Genomic DNA, 21848 nt, shown 5'->3' on the forward strand with positions numbered 1-21848 from the left:
TCTTCACGCCCAAAGAATGCGCAAGCTACTTGGCAAACTCAGGATATGCACGAACCTAACTTCATCACGCTCTAGTCCTCGGAGATTCAAAATGAGACGCTGCGCGCAGCGCCCCCTGGCGCGAATAAAGACCGCATTTGAATAAAATGATGTCAGCGGGGGGCGATCGCGGTCGATAATCCAACATATTGGCCGGTAATTGTTTTTTGTGCTTAACGGCAGCTTAAGGAAGGGTGAAGGAAGGCTTAACCTGCACCTCGCGCGCAGCCTTTGCGGAAATCTTTCCTAACGAGGCAAGACTTGCTTAACCAAGCCTGCGCCTGATGTCCTCGCGCATCTGTTCGCGGAACTGAGCTTTGCGCGCCGGCCGTTCCTTCTCCGGGACGTCATGGCGGTCGAACACGTTGAACTTCTCGAGGATCGGATAGTGCTCGCTGGCCATCGCCAGCACGCGCAGGAGATCGGCGACTTGCGCGCTCGGTCCCGTCACCTCCCAGCGGCGGACGGTGTTGGCGCCCTCGGGCCCTTTCAGTCCGCACAGCTTCGCCATCTCGGCCACCGTGAGTGGCCGGCCAATGGCCTCGCCCAGATGCTCGCGAAGCTTTTTCAGCTCTGGGCCGGTCATCGATACCTCATTGGGACCGGAACAGATCCGGAAAAGTGGGCGCCAGCTTTCGAAGCGTCTGCGGGAATATCATGCTCACACAAAAGATAGAGCGGAATGACGGTTCATCACGCTTTAGTGGCGCTGCATTCGGATGGTTTGTGAACCAGATCACATAGCGCATCGCGGAAGCAAGTTATACCGCACGCCGATTCCTGATGAGGAGGAGATCATGCGCAGCTTGATTGAAAGCCTCACACCCGACGCTTGCCGAATCGACTGGAAATGGATCGGCGCCATGTTCGCGTTTTATATGGCAGTGGTGGTGATTGCGGCCGGCCTCTTGATGACCCATCGATCCACGAAAGGCTCGGCTTACGAGCTGTCGCTGGCTGCGGTCGCTTGCGTGTCTTGCGCGCTTGCCGCCGATTGATCGGCTGGATCATGATCCGGCCATACGGATATCGGCTCGTGACCTCGTTTTCTATTTGAACGTGATATTTTTCGAAAAACTACTTTTCCGGATCACGGCTAAGCTTCCGAATGATGCTCGATCACATCGGGCGGCGTGGCCACCATCAATAATCGCGCCGGTCCAAGCCCGGCATTGCGGCCCATATGCGGTCGGTCGCCGAACAGATGGACGCAATCGCCCTGGTCGAGCACGAAGCGTTCCTCGCCGATCTGAAATTCGATCCTGCCCTCGAGCACGTAGAGGATTTCCTCGCCCTCGTGGGACAGCAGCTTGATGTCGAGGTCCGAGGTGACCGGAAAATCAAGCACGAAGGCGCTGAGCTTGGGGTCTGCGAGGTCGCCCGAGAGCCAGTGATAGTCATAGCCGTTGGCGGAGTGCGGCGGAGAGGTCTCGCGCTGGCGCCGGCGCGAGATCGTATAGTATTTGGGCGCCTGGACGTCGCCGGAATCCTCGAACAGGTCACGGAGCGGCATGTTCAGCCGGGTCGCGATCAGGATCACATTGGCGATCGACATCGCCGCCTCGCCGCGCTCCACCCGCGAGAGATAGGCCGCCGAGAGGCCGGTATCGTTGCCGAGCGCCTGCAGCGTGAGCTTCCGATCCGTGCGCGCTTTGCGAATTCGCGCTCCAAGTTGCCGGGCGATCAGCCGCGCCTGATCCATGGCCCCTCCCGAAAGCTATCGTGATGGCTTACCGGGACCTGCTCTAGAGGTGATTTGCATCGGGCGCAAGATCAGCGGCAAAAATGGCGCAAGCTCCGGCTTGCGCCATATCATAATGTGCAAGTCACTTCTTGATCAGCGGGCACACGCTCGCTTCCAAAGGCGGAAACACCTTGTCAGCGGGCAAGGTGGTTAGGATATTGTAATAGTCCCACGGCTCCTTGGATTCCTGGGGCTGCTTCACCTGCATCAGGTACATGTCGTGCATTAGCAGCCCGTCCTCGCGGACCCTGCCATTGTGGGTGAAGATGTCATTCACCGGCAGCTCCTTCATCTTCGCCATCACCGCGGTTGCTTCATCGGTACCGGTCGCTTCGATTGCGCGAAGATAATGGCGCACCGCCGAATAGACGCCGGCCTGCGTCATCGTCGGCATGGCTTTGTGCAGCTTGAAGAACTTTTCGGACCAGGCGCGGGTTTCCGGATTGCGGTCCCAGTAGAAGGCCGAGACGAAGCGCAGGCCTTGGGTGCTGGCGAGGCCCATTGCGTGGATGTCGGTGATGAAGACGATCGGCGCCACGAAGGTCTTGCTCTTGTTGATGCCGAATTCCGCCGCCTGCTTGATTGCGTTGGCCATGTCGGCGCCGGCGCTTGCCAGCGCCACCACCTTGGCCTTCGAGGATTGCGCTTGCAGCAGATAAGAGCTGAGGTCGGCGGTGTTGAGCGGGTGGCGCACTTCGCCTTCGACGGTGCCGCCGCCTTCGGTCACCGCCTTGCGGATATCGTTGGCGAACGCATGGCCGAATGCGTAGTCGACCGTCAGCAGAAACCAGCTCTTGTCGCCGGCGTCGGTCATCGTCCTGGCGAGGCTGTAGCCGTTGGAATAGCTGGTGTAGACCCATTGCGCCGAGGTGGCGGTGCAGGCCTTGCCGGTGAAGTCGGAAGAGGCCGCCATGATGATGGCGATCTTGTCCTTGTCCTTCGCCAGGGCCTGCACGGCAAAGCCCACCGACGAGTTCGAGAAATCGGCGACCATGTCGACACCATCCCGGTCGAACCATTCGCGCGCCTTTGCCGCGCCGATGTCGGCCTTGTTCTGATGATCGGCGGAGACGAGCTCGATCTTCTTGCCGAGGACCGTACCGCCGAATTCCTCGATCGCCATTTTCGCCGCAACCACCGAGCCCGGACCGGCCAGATCCGCATAGAGCCCGGACTGGTCGTTCATGATGCCGATCTTGACGAAGCCGTCCGAGATCACCGGTTCGGCGGCCCGGCCCTGCTGCATGGCCAGGACCAAGCCGATCGGCACGGCTGCAAGGCTGAGGAATTTCATCAGTGACGGCATCTTGCTTCTCCTTTGGTTTCGCTCGGGGGACGGCGCGCGCTGAAATCTTGCAGTCAGTTTTGCATATCATGCACTTTTGTGCAGGGTTAAATTATCGGCATTTGCTGATCACGAAATAGTCTGGACGAAATTTGCATAATATGCAAAGTTCATTTCTCTAAGCGGGCCGGCCGCCCACGCCGGGAAAGCTAAGAGAAAATAGGAGGTAGAGGATGTCGGACGCCATCCGGATGTCGCTGGCTGACGTGCACAGGTCGGCCAAGGCCGCGCTGCTCGCGCAAGGATTTAGTGCATCGCATGCAAATGCGATTGCGAACACCGTGACTATGGCCGAGCGGGACGAGTGCCGCCATCACGGCCTGTTCCGGCTGCCTTTCTACATGAACGGGCTGCACGCGGGTCAGGCTTCGCCCGACGCCGAGCCCGAACTGTCCATGCTTGCGCCTGCCGTCATCAAGGTCGATGCGAAATACGGTTTCTCGCCGCTGGCACTGGAGCGCGGAGCCGAGCCGCTCGCCGCCCTTGCCAAGAAGATGGGGATCGCGGCGATGGCGGTGAACAACGCGCTCAACGTCGCCGCGCTTTGGCCGGAGGTCGAGCAACTGGCGGAGCATGGCCTGGTCGGCTTCGCCTTTGTCGCTGCCAGTCCCTATGTCGCGCCGGCTGGCGGCACAAGGCCGCTGTTCGGCACCAACCCCATGGCATTCGCCTGGCCGCGAAACGGCAAGCCTCCGGTCGTGTTTGATCAGGCATCGAGCGCCAGCGCCCGCGGCGAGATCCAGCTCCGGCTTCGCGACGGCAAGACATTGCCCGACGGCTGGGCTATCGGACCGGACGGCACGCCGACCCGCGATCCGGCCCAGGCGCTGGCCGGCGCGCAGCTTCCATTCGGCGGCTTCAAGGGCTCCAACATCGCCATGATGGTGGAATTGCTGGCAGGGCCGCTGCTCGGAGATGTCCTCAGCTTCGAAGCCGGCGAGCGCGACAAGGCGAATACGGGCGCCCCGTGCGGCGGAGAACTCGTGATCGCGATCGATCCGGTCCGTTGCATGGCGAAAGGGGATCGCGCCAAACAGCTCGAACATGCCGAATTGCTGTTCGGCAAGATGCTGGCACAGGACGGCGTCCGGTTGCCCTCGGATCGCCGCTACGAGGCCCGCAAGCGCACCGAAGTCGAAGGCGTGTTGGTGCCGAAATCGCTCCACGACTCGATCGAGCTTTACATCGCAGGCAAGCAAGCAGCCGAGCGGAATGCCTATGAGGGCGATCACCTGACGCATCGCAAGGATGCCGGTCAGGCCGTCGCGATGTGAGGGCAGCCATGACAGGCTCGACATTATCGCCGACCGAACGCACCCGCGTCCGGCTTCATCCGGAGCGTGCCGTCTATGATCGCGAGGTGATGTATCGCATCCTCGACGAGGCGCTGGTTTGTCACGTCGGTGTCGTGGTTGATGGCGCGCCGCGCGTGCTTCCGACCGCAATCGTCAGGATCGGCGATTTCGCCTACATCCATGGCAGCCCCGCCAATCAGTCGCTCGCGGCGCTGGCCGCCGGCGCTCCCGCCTGCATCACGGTCACCCTGATCGATTCGATCGTTGCGGGACGATCGGGGTTTGGCATGAGCATGGACTACCGCTCAGTCATGATTTTCGCGGCGGCCGAGAAGATCGTCGATCCCGGCGAGAAGGAGCGCCTCGTCGCGGCGTTCATCGAGGACATCTGCCCGGGCCACCAGGTGCGTGCGCCGAAACCGAAGGAAATTGCCGCCACGCTCTTCATGCGGTTTCCGCTGACCGAAGCCTCGGTCAAGATCAGGAATCAGGGCGTGGTGGATCCCGAAGAGGATTATCGGCTCGACACCTGGTCGGGCGTGATTCCGCTACAGCTTACCGCCGGCGAGCCGCGCAATTGTTCGTCCTTGAAACCCGGTATCGCCGTACCCGACTACGCGAGGAATTATCGCCGCGGCCGGTGAAGCTGTGATTCGAGCTGTATGTCGCTTCGTGCGCCGATGACGATCGGCGCATTGATGTTGGTCAGGTCGCTGCGAGTGAAAGTGATGTGCACATCAAGGCCGCGCGCGGCTGCACGGTCTGATTTGTCGGCTGATCGACCCCCGAAGCTGCTACGGCAACACACGCCGCGGTAGCCGAACTTGTCGTCATACTCGCCGGGCTATTCTCGCCGGATCGCTGACGCTGGCTGTCTCTCTGCCCGCCATGATGCAGATTGCAACTTCTCTTGGTGATGAACGGGTGAGCACAATCGACCGCAACCGTCGCAAAATGCCGCAACCCCGCCATTTGCTTTGACAGCATCGTGATTTATGCCGAAAGAAGGGCCGCATTCTCGATGGGCGAAGTGGGGAACGAACGGCGCGCATGAACCCTTTGTGATGCGCTTGTTGGGCTGTCGACGCTGGCTGAGACTTTTTGGGGGACGTGCTAATTGCTGTTGCCGGTAGTCGATTATGGAGATCGCAGTCCTCGCGATCATCTCTCCCGCGTGGGAGCGGTTCCGGTCATGACCTCTGATCTGAGCCCGCAAGGGCGGATCTGGTGGCCTGAGCGTGAGGATCTCTCGCTTGAGTTCATGCGCCTACTGGCTTCGGTCCAGGAAGGCGGCGCGACTTTTTCGGAATGCTGGCTCACCGCCAGCCGCATCAATTTCACCCGCGACGATGGCGACGATTCCTGGCACCGGGAATGGACAGCCGCCGCGGAGGCAAATCGCGAGCGGGCTTCATCCGCGGCCGCACAGGGCCATCCGGCGACGGCGAGGAGCAACTGGCTTCGCGCCATCAATTATTATCTTACCGCCGCCTGTCCGTTTGATCTTTCGCCGGACAAGCGGCGGTCAGCGATCGCATCGATGCGCGAATGCGCCGCGAACTATCTCAACTGCCGCGAGCCGGTCGGCGAGGTCGTCTCGATACCCTGGCTGAACGAATTCACCTTGCAGGGATATTATCTGCCGGCGCGCCTGTGCGGCGATCGTGCGCCGGTGGTCATCTGTATCGGCGAGCCCGGACATCACAAGGAAGAGTTCCTGTTCAAGCTCGCGCGCCACGCTTCGGAGCGCGGGATGGCGCTGCTTGCGGTGGACGTCCTCGGCGATGGCACCGGCCTGTCGTTCGAGGAGGTATCGCTTCGCCACAACCCGCAGCGGGCCATTGCGTCCATCATGGATTACCTTGTCGGCCGGGACGATGTCGACGAGCAGCGGATCGCGATCCTCGCCGATGGTTGGAGTTCGTCCTTTGTCGCGCGCGGTATCGCCTTCGACCATCGCTTTGCCGCAGCCGTTTGCGACGGCGGCATTTGGGATCTGCATATACGGTCATTCCTGAATCCGCAGAACAGGCCGTTCGGCATTGAGCCGTGTCCTGAGTTAGAAGCCGAGCGCATCCAGAGGAGCATCAGGTGTCCGTTGTTGGTGGCCGCCAGCGGGCACGGCGGACTCAGAGCGGACAGGGTTACCGAACTGACGGATCGGTTGCGGGCAGGGCGGCCCGACCGGGACATTACGCTCGAGATCTTCGAGAGCGCGGAGACCGCGGCAGACCAGGGGCTCTTCGACAATCCAACCCTCGCCAACGAGTTCATCTTCGATTGGATCGCGTCCCGTATCGGGGCGCAGCCTTTAGGATAACAGGATCTAGTCGCAGGCGCGCCGTCGCCCTTCGCGTCTTCGGAGATGATGAACGGAGGCCGGGTGACGTCGCGTCTCTAAAAATCCGCCGCCACTTTCAGGCGGGCTTTCTCCAGCCGCCTCTTGAGGGCGGCGAGTTTGTTGGTCAGATCATCCAGCTCGCGCGGGTTGAACTCCGCGAAAATGAACTCGTTCAGGCTTTCCTGCTGCGAGGTCAGGCCAGCGAGCTGCTTATAGGTCTTGTCGGTTAGCGACATCTTCACGATGCGGGCGTCTTCCTTCGCCGGCTTGCGACGGACAAAGCCTTTCTTCTCCAGAAGCTTCGATTGGGTCGTGACGAACGACGGATCGACATGCAGCATTTTTGACACAGCGTTGACCGGCACGCCGTCGCCCTGATCGAGATCGGCAAGCGCCACGATCATCATCCATTGCGGTCCGCTGATTCCGAGCTTCTTGGCCCAGAAGTAGCGAATCTCCTCGAGATGAACGCTGATCGCCGCGATCTCCCAGGCGAATCGCCGAATGACATTCTCGCTCTTGGTGGCGGACTCATCCATGGGCACTGTACTCACCCCCTTCAGACTCCATAGCGGATGTGCGGCGGAAACGACACCGGTAATCAGTTATATATGTCAATTCGCACGGGAAATTTGGCAACAGGTGGTCCTTCGGTAGCGGCGCGCTCAGTTGCCGAAAAGACACATCGCGTTGGCAATCAATATATGAGTGAGTAAACTAATTTGATTATCTAAATAGCACATGCATAACTTTCATTCCGACGGAGGGGGGCACCCGACCGTCTCGTCTCAGGTGGTTCTCATCAGTCCACCGGCTTGAGAGATGCGTTGATCTTCAACGTTTTTTTCGAGGGCAGTCTAATCCGCTTTGCACGGGGGTTCGTGCATAGCACTTACTTGGAGGTTAACAATGAAGGTGGCAAAGAGCCTTATCCTCGGCTCAGCGGCGGCTCTGCTCGCCGTGGGCGGGGCACAGGCGGCCGATCTTCCCGTCAAGGCCAAAGCGGTCGAGTACGTGAAGGTTTGTTCGCTCTACGGTGCCGGTTTCTGGTACATCCCGGGCACCGATACCTGCATGAAGATCGGTGGTTATCTGCGTGTCGACACCACGTTCAACGGCGGCATCTACGACGGGCCGGCCTGGAACGGTGATGCGGGTCAGCGCAACCGGTATCAAGACTACTTCTCCGCCCGCTCTCGTATGGCGTTGACGGTCGATACCCGCACAGCAACGGAATATGGCGTCGTCCGCACCTTCGGTCAGGCCGACTTCCAGTTCGATACGCTGGGCAACAACACCTACAACCCGAACTCGATCAACCAGAGCCTGCCGGTCGCAGGTGCCAACCTGCTGCACACGCCGGGCGGCGGCTATGTCGCGGTCGAGTATGCGTTCATCCAGTTCGCGGGCTTCACCTTCGGTAAGTCCTCGTCCGCATTCGCGACGCCTTGGAACGGCTATCCGGGCAACAACTCGTCGTTCCTGCTCGGCGGTCATGACACCGTCACCGGCGTGAACAACATCCAGTACACCGCGCAGTTCGGCAACGGCATTTCGGGCACCATCGGCCTCGATGATCCGACCGTCTTCAACCGCACCGTGGTTGCCAACCTGTCGCTGCCTCTCTCCGCGACCGGTGGTATCTCCAACGCCTATGCCGGCGTGCATGCGCCCGACATCGTCGGTAACATCCGCATCGATCAGGCTTGGGGTCTATTCCAGATTTCGGCTTCGGCGCATGAAGTCAGCGGCTCCTACAACGTGCTGAACACCGCTGCGGCTCCTGCCGGTGGCGTCGGTCTGCCGGGTGCGGCTCCGACCGGTGCTTCGGAACTGTCCGGTCACCCTGACACCAAGTGGGGTGGTGCGGTGATGGCTGCGTTGCAGATCAAGAACATCCCGACCGGCCCCGGCGACGACTTCAAGATCGACGCCACTTACGCCGTCGGCAACACCAAGCAGGTCATCTCGACTTCGTCGGCCTCGCCGAGCTTTGCGATGTTCGGCAGCACGAGCCGGCTCGGTGCCTATCAGAGCGTCGGCTTTGGTGCGACCACTGACGGTGTGTATCTTCCGACCGCGTTCGGTGGCGATGGTTCGATCCACCTGACCAAGGCTTGGGGTATCCGTGGTGCGTTCAACCACAACTGGGATCCCTACTGGTCGACCAGCGTGTTCGGCAGCTACGCCGCCGTGAGCTACGACAACACCGCCAAGGCGTTCATCTGCGCCAACTACACCGGCACCAAGGTCGTCACTGCGGACTATAGCTGCAACCCGGACTTCGCCGTGTCGCAGCTCGGTACGGTCACCCGCTGGACCCCGGTCAAGAACCTGACGTTCTCGGCCGAATTCATGTGGTTCCACCTCGACCAGAAGTTCTCTGGTGGTGCCGTTCTCGCCGTGCCCGCTCCGAAGCCGGCCACGCTTTACGAATACAAGGATCAGGATACGTACAGCCTGAACCTCCGCGTTCAGCGCAACTTCTGATCCGCTCGATCTGAAGCATCTCTAGAGAATCCCCGGCGGGCAACTGCCGGGGATTTTTCTTTGCGTGAGTGGTCAGTGGCGAATAGCGAATAGCGAATAGCGAATAGCGAATAGGGAGTAGGGAGCAAGGAGTAGGGAATGCGAGCGGGCATCGCGCATTCCATCACACTTCGCCATTCGCCACCTCCGTAGCTTCGGCATAGTGCACATCAAAAAAATATGATTTACTCAGGTAATTTTCTAAGGTAGTAAGGACTTAAGTCGGCGCAGCATGGCCGGCCCGTTAGGTCTCGCTGAGACAGAACCTCTTAATGCTAAACCTCCGAAACCTCCGGCAATGCCCTGCCGGAGGTTTTTCATTACGGCGATCGCGGCAGGGCTCCGCACCCGGCTCCAACTGATTCGGCCTGATTCGGGTATCGGCGGTGGTCGACCGAAGCTCCGACGATTGTGGCGCGATCGTCCGATCAATCCTGCCTTTGCATCATCGCAACGCCGGCCTCGCTGCCGCAGCGCTCGGGCGGCTTCTCGCCCTTGATGGCGCAGAAGCGGGAAAAGGGGCGGCCGTTGAGACGCAGCGTGCCCGCATAGCCATTCCCGACCACCAGCCCGTCGAAGACGAAGGGGTAGCCCTCCTGCCGCAGAACCATGTGCGCCCCATCGCGCCTCCAGTGTCCGGAAAGCGTGGCCTGGATCGGCCTGCCGCTTGCGGCATCGCGCCCGTCCTCGCGGTAGCTGCCGTCCGGACTCATGCGCCACGTGTAGACGTAGTGCGGGAAAGCGTCGGGAATGATCGCCGTCCAGACAATGTCATCCGCTTCCGCACCGGCATCGCGCGAAAGCCCAGGGGCGACCTGCAGGCACCAGAGCAGCGCGCACCAGGCTGCGAATAGGAAAAACCGGCCGACCATTCATTTGCCTTGTGTTGATTCCCGCGTTGGCTGGGCGCGACGCTCGCTCCGTCGTCGTTATTTCGTCGCTGGTCGCGCGTTGCACCGCTGTCGTCTCGTCGAAAGACAGGGCCAATCCCACACGACGTCGTCATTGCTGTGCATGTTCACTAATTCGCTGATCGAATGGTTTGGGTCTGGGCCTCAGCAAATTCCTTGGGTGTTTTGCCGCCCAGGGCCTGATGCGGCCTGAAGTTGTTGTAGTAGATCAGATATTCGAAGAGCTCGTTTGCGAAGCGGTCGAGGTTGTCGAAGGTTGCGCCGTCGATGACGTCGTCGTCCAACGTTCGCCAGAAGCGTTCGACCTTGCCATTGGTTTGCGGGCGGTAGGGCCTAGTGTAGCGATGCTTGATGCCGAGTTCGAGCAGCATGGCCTCGAAGGGGTGCTCGTCGGGCGTGTTCCGGGAGGCGAACTCGGCGCCGTTGTCGGAGAGGATTTCGGCGAACTGAACCCGGTAGGTCACCTTGAGGGTGTTGATCATCTTCAAGGTCTTGAACATGACCGGCAGGGCTTTTTTCGAGGTCAGGACCTCGGCCCGCAACAACGAAAGGGAGGCATTCATGAAAGTCACACGCCGAACTCTGCTGGGCAGCGTCGCGGCTTGCTTCGCTGCAGGCTGCGGTTCCCGGGCGTTCGCACAGGGCGCCTGGCCTTCGCGTCTTGTGCGGTTTGTATCGCCGTATGGGGCAGGCGGCGCCAACGACATCTCGCTGCGCATCCTGACCGAGCAGCTCGAGCGACAGCTCGGCCAGCAATGCATTGTCGAGAACAGGCCGGGCGCGGGCACGCGCCTCGCCAACGAAGCGGTCGCGCGCGCCACGCCTGATGGCTACACCTTTCTTTACGCCGCGGCGCCCTATGCGACGGCCGAGGCGCTGTTCGGAAAACTGGGTTATGACCGCAAGGACCTGCAGCCGGTGGCGATGGCGGTCATCGCGCCGTTGTTCCTGATCACCAGTGCGGAGGCGCCGTTCAAGAACCTGCAGGACCTGATCGCCTACGGCAAAAAGCAGCCCAACGGGCTTACCTTCGCCTCTCCAGGCGCCGGCTCCCAACCCCATCTGGCGGCCGAGTTGTTGTTCAGGGATGCAGGCGTCAAGGGCCTCAACGTTCCGTTCCGCGGCGATGCGATGTCTTACACGGAATTGCTGGCCGGCCGCGTCGATGCCACGTTGACCGCGATCAGCACGGCCTTGCCTTATATCCAAAGCGGCAAGTTCCGTGTGCTGGGTGTGGCGTCAGTCGATCGCAGCCCGATCTATCCGGACGCTCCCACCTTGCGTGAGCAAGGTCTGCCTAACGTGATCGCGGCCGGCTGGTACGGCTTCATGGCGCCGGCGGCCACGCCGCGCTCCATCGTGGATCGTCTGCAGGACAAGATCGTCCGCATCCTTGCCGATCCCGACGTGAAGCAAAAGCTGTTCGGCCAGGGGCTGGAAGTCCGCGGCAGCACGGCCGCGGAGTTCGGCACGTTCATCGACGCGGAAACGAGCAAATGGGGCCAGTTGATCCGCGACGCCGGCCTCAAAGGAGAATGAGGATCACAACGCTTTTGCCGGCCACGGCTGTTGCGGTGCAATGAAGTCTTCGAGTGATTTGAGCAAAGCTTGATCGACACGTACTGGGTCGCTTCAGGGCCATCATGGCCCACTTGGAATCCAATGTACCAGTGCGCTTGCACCGCGCTGGTTGAGCACTCACGAACACCTGCCTCGCGCGCAGGCACGATCGCGCCGTGTCTCTGTGCGCATCGTTGGAATGAAAAGCGTGAAGTGCATCATTCATTGGAATCCTTTTCCAGACATCGGTCCTCTCATCGCCATATTTTGGGATGATTTGTTTTTGCAACGAGCGTAACGTCGCTCGCTAAGAAAAAAGAATGATCTTGGGAGGAATGCGCCGATGAGTCGGACGAAGTGTTTCGTTTGGGCATCCATCACCTGTCGCTTGCTGCCGACAGGGCACGCGCAGGATCACGCTTCCGCCAGGACCTAGCCGATGATCGCCATAGCGACATCGTTGTCCCGCAGTTCGGGAATCCTTGCGATTGGGTTGGTTGCCGTCGGAACTTGGCTGACACCCGGTGCCGCCGCAGCGGATGTTGCGCTGCAGGTGACCAACGCCCGCGTGCCCGCAGCCGACGAGATCGGCATTAATCTCCCGCTACTGATGACGATCAGGAACGATGCGACCGAGCCCGACGCGATACTGCGGGTCCGCTGTCCGTTCGCGAACTTCTCCGAAAAGCACACCGTCGATCGTGGCGAGGGTGCGCCGGCCATGCGCGAGATCAAGTCGATTCCGATTCCGGAAAACAAGACCACCGAGCTCAAGCGCGACGGATATCACGTGATGCTGCTGCAGACGCGGCAGAAGCTTGCCGACGGCGAGAAGTTCACATGCGCCGTCGTCTTCCAGAAAGCCGGAACCAAGGAAACGGAGGTGGAGGTTTCACGAACGCCGTGATCGCGACAACGGGCAAGGTGAGCCCGCTGAATGAGGCTTCTCGACTGAGCGGTTCGGATGTGCCGGACGCTCGATCCAACATGAACTTGCCAAAGGAGGGCATTTGCTCATGGAGCGATTTTCAGGTCACGCAAGAAGAATCACCAGGCGAGCGGGTCTGCTCGCTGCAGCAGTCGCCGCCGGAGGCATGATGGCGGCATTGCCAGCTTTCGCTGCTGACGAGGTCAACCAGGAACGGCTGCTCAACGTCGACAAGGAACCGGGCAACTGGCTTCATCATCACCAGAACTACTCCGCGCACCGGTTCTCCTCCCTCAAGGAGATCAACCGCGATACCGTCAAGAACCTGAAGGTCGCCTGGACCATGCATCTCGGCGGCATCGAGCCCGGCGGCATCTGGAGCCATGGCGGCCTCGAAGGCACGCCGATCGCCGAAAACGGCTTCCTCTACGTCACCGATGGATGGGGCTCGGTCTACAAGATCGACGCGCATGGCGGCCGCGGCCAGTTGGTCTGGAAGATGGATCCCAAGACCGACCGTGACTGGGCCGGTGCCGTCGCCTGCTGCGGCGTCGACAACCGCGGCGTCGCCTTGTGGGGCAATCTCGTCATTTCCCACACGCTGGACGGCCGGCTGATCGCGACCAACAAGGAGACCGGTCAGGTCGCCTGGCAACGCACCGTCGCCGATCCTGACAAGGGCGAGGTCATCACCGGCGCGCCCCTGATCGTCAAGAACATGGCGATAACAGGCGTGGCCGGCGCGGAATACGGCATCCGCGGCTGGATCGCCGCGACCGATCTCAACACCCAAAAGGAACTCTGGCGCACGCACACGATTCCGGGCAAGGGCGAGCCGGGCAGCGATACCTGGAAGGACAGCAACAACGCGGCCGCCGCCGGCGGCGGTTCGACCTGGGTGACCGGCAGCTACGATCCGTCGACCGACACCATCATCTGGGGCGTCGGCAATCCGGGACCGGACTGGGACAACGAGTATCGGCCGGGCGACAATCTCTACACCGACAGCTCGCTGGCCCTCGATGCCAACACCGGCAAAATCAAGTGGCACTATCAGCACACGCCGAACGACCCTTACGACTATGACAGCGTGGCGGAGAATGTGCTGGTCGATATCCCCGGACCCAGCGGACCGCGCAAGCTCGCGCTCGAGGCCGACCGTAACGGCTTCGCCTATGCGATCGATCGCACCACCGGCAAGTTCATCTGGGGCCTTCCGTTCGTCAAGAAGGTCACATGGACCAAGGGGCTCGATGCGGAGACCGGCAAGCCGATCGAGTACGATCCGAACAAGGCGGTGCAGACTTACGTCGCCTCGGTGACGCCGAGCCGCACCAACATGGAAACCGACATCTGCCCCGGCAACATGGGCGGCAAGAACTGGCCGCCGACCGCCTACAATCCGGACCTGAAGCTCTGGTACATCCCTGTCATCGAGAGCTGCAACCGGATCAAGGTCGAGGTCGCTACGCCCGACAAGCTGAAGCCGCGTGAGTTCTGGACCGGCGGTGGTCCGAGCCAGCCGTTCAAGATCACGGGCAGCGTCACCGCGATCGACGTCACCACCGGCAAGATCGCGGGCAAGATGGAAACGCCGTTCCCCAATCTGGGCGGCATTCTTGCAACCCCTGATCTCGTCTTCAGCGGCCAGCCGTCCGGCGAAGTGATGGCGCTTGATGCCAAGTCGCTGCAGAAGCTCTGGGAGTTCAACACCGGAGGCGGCGTCAACGCACCGCCGATGACCTTCACGGTCGATGGCAAGCAGTATCTCGCCATCCTCGTCGGTCTCGGCGGCGCCTGGGACAAGTGGTTCATCGATTCGACGCCCGAGCTGAAGAAGATCCAGCCGGGATCGATGCTCTACGTGTTCGCGCTCTGACTTTCCAACCATGGAGGGCCCGCAATGTCGGGCCCTCCCGTTTCGTCAACAAGAGACGTCATGATGATCTTCAACGCATCCCCGGCGGCGGCACGCGTGCTGCTTACGAGTGTCGTCGCCCTGACTCTTTCGATGCCAGCCGCAGCTTTCGGCCAGTCGGCGCAGGCGACGGCTTCGGATCCGACCAATGCCGGCAAGGCGGTGTTCAGCAAGGCCAATTGCATGGGTTGCCACAAATGGCACGGCAATGGCGGCGGCGGTTACGGTGGCGATGCGCTGTCGCTGCGCAAGACCGTGCTGACGCGTGAGCAAATCATTGAAACCGTCAGTTGCGGGCGGCCCTCTACAGGCATGCCGTTCTTCGTGCGCGGCGCCTATGATGAGGTGAAGTGTTATGGCATGAACCGCGAGGAGGCAGGCGGCCACATGCCGCCTGAGGCCGGAACGTTCCTGCGGCAGAAGGATATCGAGGCGGTCGCCGACTATGTGCTTGCGCATATCAAGGGCGCCGGCGAGCCGACTTATGCGGAATGCGTCACCTTCTTCTCGAGCACGTCGCGGGTCTGCGACATCTACAAGAAGCAGGATGATGCGACGGCCAGCACGGGGAAGAGCCAGTGACGATCAGGTTGAAGCTTTGTGCAATCCTCAGCGTCCTGCTCGCCTGGCAGGCGGTCGCGTTCGCCAATTCTTCGGCCCGGACGGAAGAATTCGGCGGCAATGACCTGCGCGACATCCGCCTCGGCATGGCCGTGAACGAACTCGCGGAATCAGGCTATGTAGACCTCTACTGTGCGACGGATCCAAGACATACGCTGACCGGCTGGAAAGACTGGCGCGACTGTCCTGCCGGCGCCAGCGGGGCGCGGGCAGTCCGGTTTGGATATGATCCCATGACCAGCCGGGACGGCACGATGGTGGCGGGCCATCCGGCGCTTCTCACCCTGTTGATCGACGATAGCGGGCATGTTTCCGGATTGCTGATCGAGACCGATCCGAAGGCGCGTCTCTATATCCGGAAGAAGGCATTCCTGCTCGGGCTGCAGGCCAAGTCGCGCTATGGCGCCGAGGGCTGGGCCTGCACCGAAGGTCAGCCGGATTCCGGAGACCAGCCGGTCGGCGGCGTCTACCTCAAGGAACGCTGCACCAAGACCATCGGCGGTCGCTCACTCGTCGTCGAACGCAACCTGTTCCGCCGGCCCGATCAGGACACCAAGAGCTTCGTCGACGAAACGCGGATCAGCATCCTGCGCGCCAAGGAATAGAGCGTTTTCGAGCGAAGTGGATACCGGTTCGCGTGAAGAAAACGCGTCGAAACAAGAATCTAAAGCGTTTCCGCTTCACTCAGGCTCCATACCGAGCCGTCTTTCCTCGCGCCGAAGGTTGTTCGGCGTGGCGCCCCACGTCCGTTTCATGGTTGCGGTCATATGGCTGTTGCTGGAAAAGCCGGCGGCTTTCGCCACCGCGGCGAAAGGCATATCGGTCGTCTTGGTAAGCCGCTCGACAAGGGCAAGCCTCTGCGTGACGACATATTGGTGGGGTGCCTGGCCGGACGATTGCCGGAAGGCGCGCAGGAAATGGCTCGGTGAAAGTCCGGCCACTTCGGCAAGGCGACCGACGGACAGGCTCTCCGACAGATTGGCGTGGATGTAGTCCGTCACGGCGCGCCATGCCCTTGGTGAAAGACCGCCGCTGCGCAAACGGCGCGGCCGGTCGCTGAACGACGAATAGCTGCGCAAGAGGTGAGTGCCAAACAGCGTGATCAACGCGTCAAGACAGAGGTCGTTCGCGGCTTCGCCGTGCTGGAATTCGGCGCGGATCAGATTGGCGAGCTGCAGCGCCTGTTGGTCGACGAAGCCGGGTTTGGGTGGCCGGAACTCGAAATCCTTGTTCTGAAACTCGGCTCCGGCGAGCTCAGCCAGACGGTGTTGGTCGTGCGCGATGAGCAGGTTCTCCTTCGTGACGCACCAACGCGCGAACAGGTCAGCCTCGGCCGGCACCACCTCGATCGTCCCGACCGGCGCCAGCGTCGCCGTCTTCCGGCTGCTGTTGAGAGCGATTTCGCGATTGGGTTGCGGCGTCAACATCACCAGTGCCATATGCGCCGGCGCCTTGAAGGCGATTTCGTTCGGGCCAGTCCGCGTTCGTGTGACCGCGCCGCTTTCGGTGTCGAACTTGGGACCCCAGGCGTCGGGAACGCAAGCTAGCAACGCTGGCAAGTCCTTCCTCCACAACATCACTTCGGCGGATGCCGCCGACCTCGTCCACGACGCAAGCACTCGCTCGATCAGTCGACGGCACGCTAGCAGAAAGTGATCAGGTTGTCGAAATACCACCCAGTTTCATCACGTGGGGCGCGCCTGGTTGATGAAATGGCATCGATCATCGGGCAAGGGATAGACTTGGTACAAGGAGAGAAAATATGACTGATCACAGCATCGAGGGTAAGACTGTCATCATCGCCGGCGGTGCGAAGAATCTCGGCGGCCTGCTCGCCCGAGACCTTGCCATGCACGGCGCGAAAGCCGTCGCCATTCACTACAATAGCGCTGCAACCAAACCAGCCGCCGACGAGACGGTAAAAGCCATCAATGCTGCCGGCGCCAAGGCCGTGGCCTTTCAAGGCGACCTCACGACCGCCGCTGCCGTCGAGAAGCTGTTCGCCGAAACCGTTGCCGCCATCGGCAAGCCAGACATCGCCGTCAATACCAACGGCAAGGTGCTCAAGAAGCCGATGGCCGAGATCACCGAAACAGAATTCGACGAGATGAGCGCAGTGAATGCGAAGTCCGCCTTCTTCTTCCTCAAAGAGGCGGGCAAGACGCTTAACGATAACGGCAAGATCTGCACTCTGGTGACGTCGCTGCTGGGTGCGTTCACGCCGTTCTATGCGGCCTATGCTGGCATGAAAGCGCCGGTCGAACACTTTACGCGGGCCGGGGCCAAGGAGTTCGGCGCCCGGGGCATTTCGGTGACGGCGATCGGCCCCGGTCCGATGGACACGCCCTTCTTCTATCCGGCCGAAGGCGCCGATGCGGTCGCCTATCACAAGACCGCGGCAGCCCTGTCGAAGTTGACCAGGACGGGTCTCACCGATATCCAGGACATCGTGCCCTGGATTCGCTTCATGGTGTCTGACGGTTGGTGGATGACGGGTCAGACCATTCTCGTCAACGGCGGCTACACCACGAAGTGAGGCGTCCGCCAGCCAGATCCCTGGTTGGCGTCGCAGTTCGAACTGATCGGAACGTGCCAGGGTTCCTGGCACGTTGTCACATGCCGTCAGAGCCTGAGGCTCATTGTGACGTCAACCGGGGGGCACTCCGATGGATGGCTACAATGACCTGCATCAGAGCCATGAGATCTTCGTCCACATCCGTATCATCGTCGGAATGATCCTGGGCATCAGCCTTGCCCGGCTCGTCAGCGGTGTAACGCGGTTCATTCAGCACCCCGGCAAGGAGAGGATCAACCTCCTCCATATTGGATGGGCTATCTTCCTGTTCCTCGCCATCATCCACTTCTGGTGGTTCGAATTCGCGCTGTCCAGGATCGAGCGGTGGACGTTCGAGAGCTATTTTCTCATCATCTGCTACGCGGTGGTGTTCGTGATGCTGTCCGCGATGATCTTTCCGGATAACATCGGTGAACATGAGGGGCTGAAGGAGTATTTCTGGGATCGCAGGAGGGTATTCTACGTTCTCGTTTTGATTCTATTTTCGATCGATGTCTTCGACACGCTCCTGAAAGGCGCGAATTACTACAAGCAATTCTACGGCTGGTATTATCCGGTGAGGCAGAGCCTGCTGATCGGCGGGACAATAGGGGCGCTGCTTTCGGCTTCCGAACGGTACCACGTCTCGTTCGTCGCCTCTGCGCTGGCAATCCAGATTATCTGGGTCGTGAGTTTGTTCGACGTGATGGGTCCGAACTGAGCCGGTCGACGCGGCGGCATGGCGCACCGCGGCTGTTCGGATCGCTCCACGTCGCACGCAATAGGCATCAACTCCTCTGTGAGTCAGGATCATCTTCGGCGAGAAGGGATCAGCCTCCAGTTCGCGTCGCAAGCGCTTCACCTGAACATCAATGCGTCGATCAAAGACGTCATCGCTTGCGTGCACTGGTGCGGAGATCTACATCCGCGTAGCGGGGCCCCGCATGACGATCTTCAGAATGTCATCCGGCAGCGGCCGCTTCAGCGCTTGGCTTCGTCCTATCGTGTGCACGGCCCGATATCGCGCTTCGCGTTTATACCCGAAAAGGTAGGTTAAAAAGGCACATCCCTGGAACTACCATTCGGCGCCAAACCCTAGCGCATTTTTCCGGAGCCCCCTGAAGGTCCCGTCGCCCCGGCCAGGGCCGTTCTGTGAACCTCGCACGAAAGGTAGGGCAATCGTGCTGTCCAACAAGGTGCTGACACATATCTATCGCGGCCGCGATCAAGCGCGGAAGGGCCAAGGTTGCCGCGTACTGGTCCGCGGCAACAAGAACCGGTGCCTCGTTGAGTTCATGGACGGATTTCGGTTGATGACGAACCGCAACACGCTTCGAACGATCAAGCCGGCCAAGTCAGGGCGGCTCCGCTGAGCGCAAGGGCGCAGCACCGCCGAAGCGGCCACCCCCGCCGAACTGCTTCACCTTTCCGCACGCGAATGCCGTAGTTTTCCGGGGAAGAACGGGAGCCGCCGCGGTGTTAGCACTGTCAAAGAAACCGGCGCCCGGTACATTTTCAGCGTCTCAAGCATTTCCCGATCTGGTCCGCGAAGCCCATCCAATCAATTGCTCGTTTCGATCCGTATTCAAGAGATTATCTCGAGGGATCATGGGACGCCGTTGGTCTGACCTGGACGTCGACGATCTCAAGCGAATGGCGCGTCGCGATTACCCCGCACAGAGCATCGCGCGGATGCTGCATCGATCTCCGAGTGGCGTCATCGCAAAGGCGCACGAGCTGAAGATTTCTCTTCAATCTCATCACCGGCTGCTTCCCCGCGGATTCAAGCGGCCCCGGCCACGCGGGTTTCCGCTCACCTGAGCCGCAGCGCCATCCCTGACGTTGCGAACGAACTCGTTCCGTGGCGAAGCGCGGTCGCGAAAACAAGTGGGAACCGCTCCAGTCTGACGACTCCGGATATATTGTCGCACCACACGGCGCGAATTAAATGTGATTAGGTGTCGCGCAACTTCTGATTTAATATTTTGTAGTTTGGTGGATTTAATTCGATGGGTTCGTTTCATTCTGTAAGAAAGAGATTTGGATGCTCAACTCAGAAGAGACCCCATGGTCGAATCCCAATCCGCTTCTGATCGGCGCGATTTCCTGAAAACTCGCGGCGATTTTGCTTCCGGCGACCGCGGAAGCCGCAACGGCAAGAGCGACGTAGGAGGATAATCGAGAGGTCGCCCGTGGCCGCCGAATACGCGGCCTGAATTTGCGGGCGGGCGCAGCGCACAATCCCGTCATTTAATTGTCATTTATTCCGCATTTTGCGGAATGCGATTTCGTTGCTCGAATTTGATCGACATCATTATCCAGGTGCCAAGGAGGAAAATATGGCGAATTCCATCAAGAGCCAGGCCGCCCAGCAATTGTTGGGAACTGAAGGGTTTTTTCCAGATTCCCGGGCCTTCGATTGGCTTTCCCTCATCGATCGCGTCAACAATTTGATCATCGGCACCCGCCACGACGATGTCCTTGCCGCACAGGCTGACGGCGACATTGTGTTGGGCCTTGCCGGCGATGATCATTTGAGCAGCGCATTCAACCGGACCGCGTTGATCGGCGGTCGCGGCGATGACACTTTGACAACCAATGTTGTCGTGCCGCAGGGCGATTTGCACGGACTTGCCATTCAGTTCGGCGGAACGGGCAATGACCACCTCGATGGGACGGTCACTCTTCAGGGTGAGAGCACGCCTCAGAGCACCGAGAAGACCGCAGATGTGCTCCTCGATGGCGGCAGCGGAAACGACGTTATCAACGCCACAGCAAATGTGGCGCCTCGGGTCTTCGAAACTGTAACCGTCAGCACCCACGTGTTCGGCGGAAGCGGCGATGATACCATTCATGCCCTTGCGGATGGCCACAACGCCTTCGGAGATAGTATCGTCATGAACACCGTCGACGGTGGCTCCGGCGATGACCACATCACGGCTCGTGCCGAAACAGAATTCTCTGGGCTCAACAGCAGCGCCAGCAACGTGCTCTTCGGTGGTGACGGCAACGACGTGCTGGACGCGGCCGCTATAGGACAATCCAATTCCACCGACCTGGTGACAAATGAGCTTCACGGCGGTCGGGGCGACGACATATTGCGCGCTTTCAATCTGACGGACTCAAATAGCAGCACGCCGGTCGGCATCAACCAGCTTTGGGGCGATGACGGCAATGACACCCTCGAGGCGACTCATTCTACCGATGGGGAGAACGCCGTTACGGATCTCACGAATTATCTGGACGGCGGGAGAGGCAATGACACCTTGATTGCGAACTCCACCGCGCTTGGTGAAGCCGTTCGCGCACTCAATCAACTCGAGGGCGGTAGCGGAAACGACAGCCTCACGGCACATCTCGACGCGGTAGCCGGCGGGAGGCTTGGTTCTCCCGGGGGGGAGCTCTACAATGTCGCGAATGTCCTGAATGGCGGGGCCGGAGATGACCAACTCACCGCGTTTCTTTCGGCAACTCCCATTCCCGGGGTTATGGACAACTCTGTTGCCGAGAACCGCCTGGATGGCGGCGCTGGAAATGATGTCCTGACGGCAACTGTTGCGCCAGGTTCGCTCGGATCGAGCTTCCTCAACGGTGGTGCAGGCAACGATCAGCTTACGGTCATTGGCGGGTCAGGAAACGTCCTCGATGGCGGCGATGGCAACGACAGGCTCACGAGCGGCATCGGAAACGACAATATGCTTGGTGAGCGCGGCGCGGATACGTTCGTCTTTGCCGCCCAGAACGGGCATGACACGGCCGATTTCCAAACCGGGCGGGACAAGATCGATCTCACGGCCTTGGCGGCGAACAACATCCACGATTTTGGCGACTTGAATATCCAGGTGACCGGTGGAAACACCGTCATTCACTTTGATGCCAATAATGACGTCACCATCGCGGGCGTTCAGAACCTCAGCGCAAGTGATTTTTGGTTCGCCTAGCTGGCTGGCGCGGTCCATTTTCGGAAAAACGGCCTGCGGGCCATCGCGATGTCTGCTCGTACCTTGATGAGCAGACATCGCCGGCTCAATCGCAGCCGTGCGCTCGAGCAGGGCGGGAGAAT

The 21848-nt window shown here is 60.5% G+C and carries 21 protein-coding genes and 1 pseudogene; 13 read left to right on the top strand and 9 right to left on the bottom strand.

What is annotated here, in order from left to right; all coding sequences use genetic code 11:
• Positions 1–304 precede the first annotated feature (304 nt).
• Positions 305–625, bottom strand: a complete 321-nt coding sequence (locus tag AC5ZGW_RS34340) for a helix-turn-helix domain-containing protein (RefSeq protein ID WP_130227609.1) — start codon at positions 623–625, stop codon at positions 305–307.
• Between the two features lie 211 nt (positions 626–836).
• On the opposite strand from AC5ZGW_RS34340, the gene AC5ZGW_RS34345 reads away from it, so the two are divergent.
• The gene (locus AC5ZGW_RS34345) at positions 837–1037 is read left to right on the top strand and encodes a hypothetical protein (RefSeq protein ID WP_165435342.1); all 201 of its coding nucleotides are present in this window, start codon (positions 837–839) and stop codon (positions 1035–1037) included.
• Between the two features lie 98 nt (positions 1038–1135).
• Here AC5ZGW_RS34345 and AC5ZGW_RS34350 read toward each other — a convergent pair whose 3' ends face one another.
• Together AC5ZGW_RS34350 and AC5ZGW_RS34355 are read right to left on the bottom strand one after the other, a co-directional pair.
• Complete coding sequence (locus tag AC5ZGW_RS34350) at positions 1136–1741, bottom strand: helix-turn-helix domain-containing protein (protein WP_130227607.1); 606 nt, start codon at positions 1739–1741, stop codon at positions 1136–1138.
• 124 nt (positions 1742–1865) lie between these two features.
• Positions 1866–3089, bottom strand: a complete 1224-nt coding sequence (locus tag AC5ZGW_RS34355; RefSeq protein WP_245474850.1) for an ABC transporter substrate-binding protein — start codon at positions 3087–3089, stop codon at positions 1866–1868.
• A gap of 212 nt (positions 3090–3301) precedes the next feature.
• On the opposite strand from AC5ZGW_RS34355, the gene AC5ZGW_RS34360 reads away from it, so the two are divergent.
• The 3 genes from AC5ZGW_RS34360 to AC5ZGW_RS34370 all read left to right on the top strand — a co-directional run bounded on the left by AC5ZGW_RS34360 (position 3302) and on the right by AC5ZGW_RS34370 (position 6743).
• Entirely contained in the window at positions 3302–4402 is a 1101-nt protein-coding gene (locus AC5ZGW_RS34360) for an Ldh family oxidoreductase (RefSeq protein ID WP_130227606.1), read from the top strand.
• An 8-nt stretch (positions 4403–4410) separates the two neighbouring features.
• Complete coding sequence (locus tag AC5ZGW_RS34365) at positions 4411–5067, top strand: pyridoxamine 5'-phosphate oxidase family protein (protein WP_130227605.1); 657 nt, start codon at positions 4411–4413, stop codon at positions 5065–5067.
• Between the two features lie 548 nt (positions 5068–5615).
• Positions 5616–6743, top strand: a complete 1128-nt coding sequence (locus AC5ZGW_RS34370; RefSeq protein ID WP_130227604.1) for an alpha/beta hydrolase family protein — start codon at positions 5616–5618, stop codon at positions 6741–6743.
• Positions 6744–6820: 77 nt separating this feature from the next.
• On the opposite strand, the gene AC5ZGW_RS34375 is transcribed toward AC5ZGW_RS34370, so the two are convergent.
• Entirely contained in the window at positions 6821–7303 is a 483-nt protein-coding gene (locus AC5ZGW_RS34375; RefSeq protein ID WP_130227603.1) for a MarR family winged helix-turn-helix transcriptional regulator, read from the bottom strand.
• Between the two features lie 370 nt (positions 7304–7673).
• Between AC5ZGW_RS34375 and AC5ZGW_RS34380 the strand changes: the two genes are divergently transcribed.
• A complete protein-coding gene (locus AC5ZGW_RS34380) occupies positions 7674–9254 on the top strand; it encodes a porin (protein ID WP_130227602.1) in 1581 nt (526 codons plus the stop codon).
• Positions 9255–9721: 467 nt separating this feature from the next.
• Here the strand turns inward: AC5ZGW_RS34380 and AC5ZGW_RS34385 are convergent, their stop codons facing one another.
• Positions 9722–10165: a hypothetical protein gene (locus AC5ZGW_RS34385; protein WP_130227601.1), complete on the bottom strand. Its 444-nt coding sequence runs from the start codon at positions 10163–10165 to the stop codon at positions 9722–9724.
• Positions 10166–10314: 149 nt separating this feature from the next.
• Positions 10315–10746, bottom strand: coding sequence for an integrase core domain-containing protein (locus tag AC5ZGW_RS34390; RefSeq protein ID WP_463327124.1), 432 nt, complete (start codon positions 10744–10746; stop codon positions 10315–10317).
• Between the two features lie 19 nt (positions 10747–10765).
• On the opposite strand from AC5ZGW_RS34390, the gene AC5ZGW_RS34395 reads away from it, so the two are divergent.
• The 5 genes from AC5ZGW_RS34395 (at position 10766) to AC5ZGW_RS34415 (ending at position 15836) form a co-directional block, all read left to right on the top strand.
• Positions 10766–11743, top strand: coding sequence for a Bug family tripartite tricarboxylate transporter substrate binding protein (locus AC5ZGW_RS34395; protein ID WP_130227599.1), 978 nt, complete (start codon positions 10766–10768; stop codon positions 11741–11743).
• 460 nt (positions 11744–12203) lie between these two features.
• A complete protein-coding gene (locus tag AC5ZGW_RS34400; RefSeq protein WP_130227598.1) occupies positions 12204–12671 on the top strand; it encodes a copper chaperone PCu(A)C in 468 nt (155 codons plus the stop codon).
• 187 nt (positions 12672–12858) lie between these two features.
• A complete protein-coding gene (locus tag AC5ZGW_RS34405; RefSeq protein ID WP_463327163.1) occupies positions 12859–14571 on the top strand; it encodes a PQQ-dependent dehydrogenase, methanol/ethanol family in 1713 nt (570 codons plus the stop codon).
• 132 nt (positions 14572–14703) lie between these two features.
• The gene (locus AC5ZGW_RS34410; RefSeq protein ID WP_051396781.1) at positions 14704–15192 is read left to right on the top strand and encodes a c-type cytochrome; all 489 of its coding nucleotides are present in this window, start codon (positions 14704–14706) and stop codon (positions 15190–15192) included.
• Positions 15189–15836, top strand: a complete 648-nt coding sequence (locus AC5ZGW_RS34415; protein WP_349645098.1) for a hypothetical protein — start codon at positions 15189–15191, stop codon at positions 15834–15836. The genes AC5ZGW_RS34410 and AC5ZGW_RS34415 overlap by 4 nt, the downstream gene beginning before the upstream one ends.
• Positions 15837–15911: 75 nt before the next feature.
• Here AC5ZGW_RS34415 and AC5ZGW_RS34420 read toward each other — a convergent pair whose 3' ends face one another.
• Complete coding sequence (locus AC5ZGW_RS34420) at positions 15912–16790, bottom strand: AraC family transcriptional regulator (protein WP_165435344.1); 879 nt, start codon at positions 16788–16790, stop codon at positions 15912–15914.
• 203 nt (positions 16791–16993) lie between these two features.
• Here AC5ZGW_RS34420 and AC5ZGW_RS34425 point away from each other — a divergent pair, with 203 nt between their 5' ends.
• Together AC5ZGW_RS34425 and AC5ZGW_RS34430 are read left to right on the top strand one after the other, a co-directional pair.
• On the top strand, positions 16994–17767 hold the full coding sequence (locus tag AC5ZGW_RS34425) for an SDR family oxidoreductase (protein WP_130227595.1): 774 nt from the start codon (positions 16994–16996) through the stop codon (positions 17765–17767).
• Between the two features lie 130 nt (positions 17768–17897).
• Positions 17898–18506, top strand: a complete 609-nt coding sequence (locus AC5ZGW_RS34430; protein ID WP_028164415.1) for a hypothetical protein — start codon at positions 17898–17900, stop codon at positions 18504–18506.
• Between the two features lie 81 nt (positions 18507–18587).
• On the opposite strand, the pseudogene AC5ZGW_RS34435 reads toward AC5ZGW_RS34430, so the two are convergent.
• Both AC5ZGW_RS34435 and AC5ZGW_RS34440 read right to left on the bottom strand, forming a co-directional pair.
• Positions 18588–18692, bottom strand: a pseudogene (locus AC5ZGW_RS34435) (winged helix-turn-helix domain-containing protein); the annotation flags it as partial.
• A 1354-nt stretch (positions 18693–20046) separates the two neighbouring features.
• Positions 20047–20718 (bottom strand): hypothetical protein, encoded by a 672-nt coding sequence (locus AC5ZGW_RS34440; protein ID WP_245474852.1) that lies wholly within the window; start codon positions 20716–20718, stop codon positions 20047–20049.
• Between AC5ZGW_RS34440 and AC5ZGW_RS34445 the strand changes: the two genes are divergently transcribed.
• Entirely contained in the window at positions 20683–21726 is a 1044-nt protein-coding gene (locus AC5ZGW_RS34445) for a calcium-binding protein (protein ID WP_245474851.1), read from the top strand. The two genes, AC5ZGW_RS34440 and AC5ZGW_RS34445, sit on opposite strands and share 36 nt — an antisense overlap.
• Positions 21727–21848: the final 122 nt, after the last annotated feature.

Source organism: Bradyrhizobium sp. Crot121 (assembly GCF_059512385.1).

Excerpts from the sequence above, each read along its gene's own strand:
- AC5ZGW_RS34340 (WP_130227609.1), bottom strand. The coding sequence starts at position 625 with ATGACCGGCCCAGAGCTGAAAAAGCTTCGCGAGCATCTGGGCGAGGCC.
- AC5ZGW_RS34345 (WP_165435342.1), top strand. The coding sequence starts at position 837 with ATGCGCAGCTTGATTGAAAGCCTCACACCCGACGCTTGCCGAATCGAC.
- AC5ZGW_RS34350 (WP_130227607.1), bottom strand. The coding sequence starts at position 1,741 with ATGGATCAGGCGCGGCTGATCGCCCGGCAACTTGGAGCGCGAATTCGC.
- AC5ZGW_RS34355 (WP_245474850.1), bottom strand. The coding sequence starts at position 3,089 with ATGCCGTCACTGATGAAATTCCTCAGCCTTGCAGCCGTGCCGATCGGC.
- AC5ZGW_RS34360 (WP_130227606.1), top strand. The coding sequence starts at position 3,302 with ATGTCGGACGCCATCCGGATGTCGCTGGCTGACGTGCACAGGTCGGCC.
- AC5ZGW_RS34365 (WP_130227605.1), top strand. The coding sequence starts at position 4,411 with ATGACAGGCTCGACATTATCGCCGACCGAACGCACCCGCGTCCGGCTT.
- AC5ZGW_RS34370 (WP_130227604.1), top strand. The coding sequence starts at position 5,616 with ATGACCTCTGATCTGAGCCCGCAAGGGCGGATCTGGTGGCCTGAGCGT.
- AC5ZGW_RS34375 (WP_130227603.1), bottom strand. The coding sequence starts at position 7,303 with ATGGATGAGTCCGCCACCAAGAGCGAGAATGTCATTCGGCGATTCGCC.
- AC5ZGW_RS34380 (WP_130227602.1), top strand. The coding sequence starts at position 7,674 with ATGAAGGTGGCAAAGAGCCTTATCCTCGGCTCAGCGGCGGCTCTGCTC.
- AC5ZGW_RS34385 (WP_130227601.1), bottom strand. The coding sequence starts at position 10,165 with ATGGTCGGCCGGTTTTTCCTATTCGCAGCCTGGTGCGCGCTGCTCTGG.
- AC5ZGW_RS34395 (WP_130227599.1), top strand. The coding sequence starts at position 10,766 with ATGAAAGTCACACGCCGAACTCTGCTGGGCAGCGTCGCGGCTTGCTTC.
- AC5ZGW_RS34400 (WP_130227598.1), top strand. The coding sequence starts at position 12,204 with ATGATCGCCATAGCGACATCGTTGTCCCGCAGTTCGGGAATCCTTGCG.
- AC5ZGW_RS34405 (WP_463327163.1), top strand. The coding sequence starts at position 12,859 with ATGATGGCGGCATTGCCAGCTTTCGCTGCTGACGAGGTCAACCAGGAA.
- AC5ZGW_RS34410 (WP_051396781.1), top strand. The coding sequence starts at position 14,704 with ATGCCAGCCGCAGCTTTCGGCCAGTCGGCGCAGGCGACGGCTTCGGAT.
- AC5ZGW_RS34425 (WP_130227595.1), top strand. The coding sequence starts at position 16,994 with ATGACTGATCACAGCATCGAGGGTAAGACTGTCATCATCGCCGGCGGT.
- AC5ZGW_RS34430 (WP_028164415.1), top strand. The coding sequence starts at position 17,898 with ATGGATGGCTACAATGACCTGCATCAGAGCCATGAGATCTTCGTCCAC.
- AC5ZGW_RS34445 (WP_245474851.1), top strand. The coding sequence starts at position 20,683 with ATGAACACCGTCGACGGTGGCTCCGGCGATGACCACATCACGGCTCGT.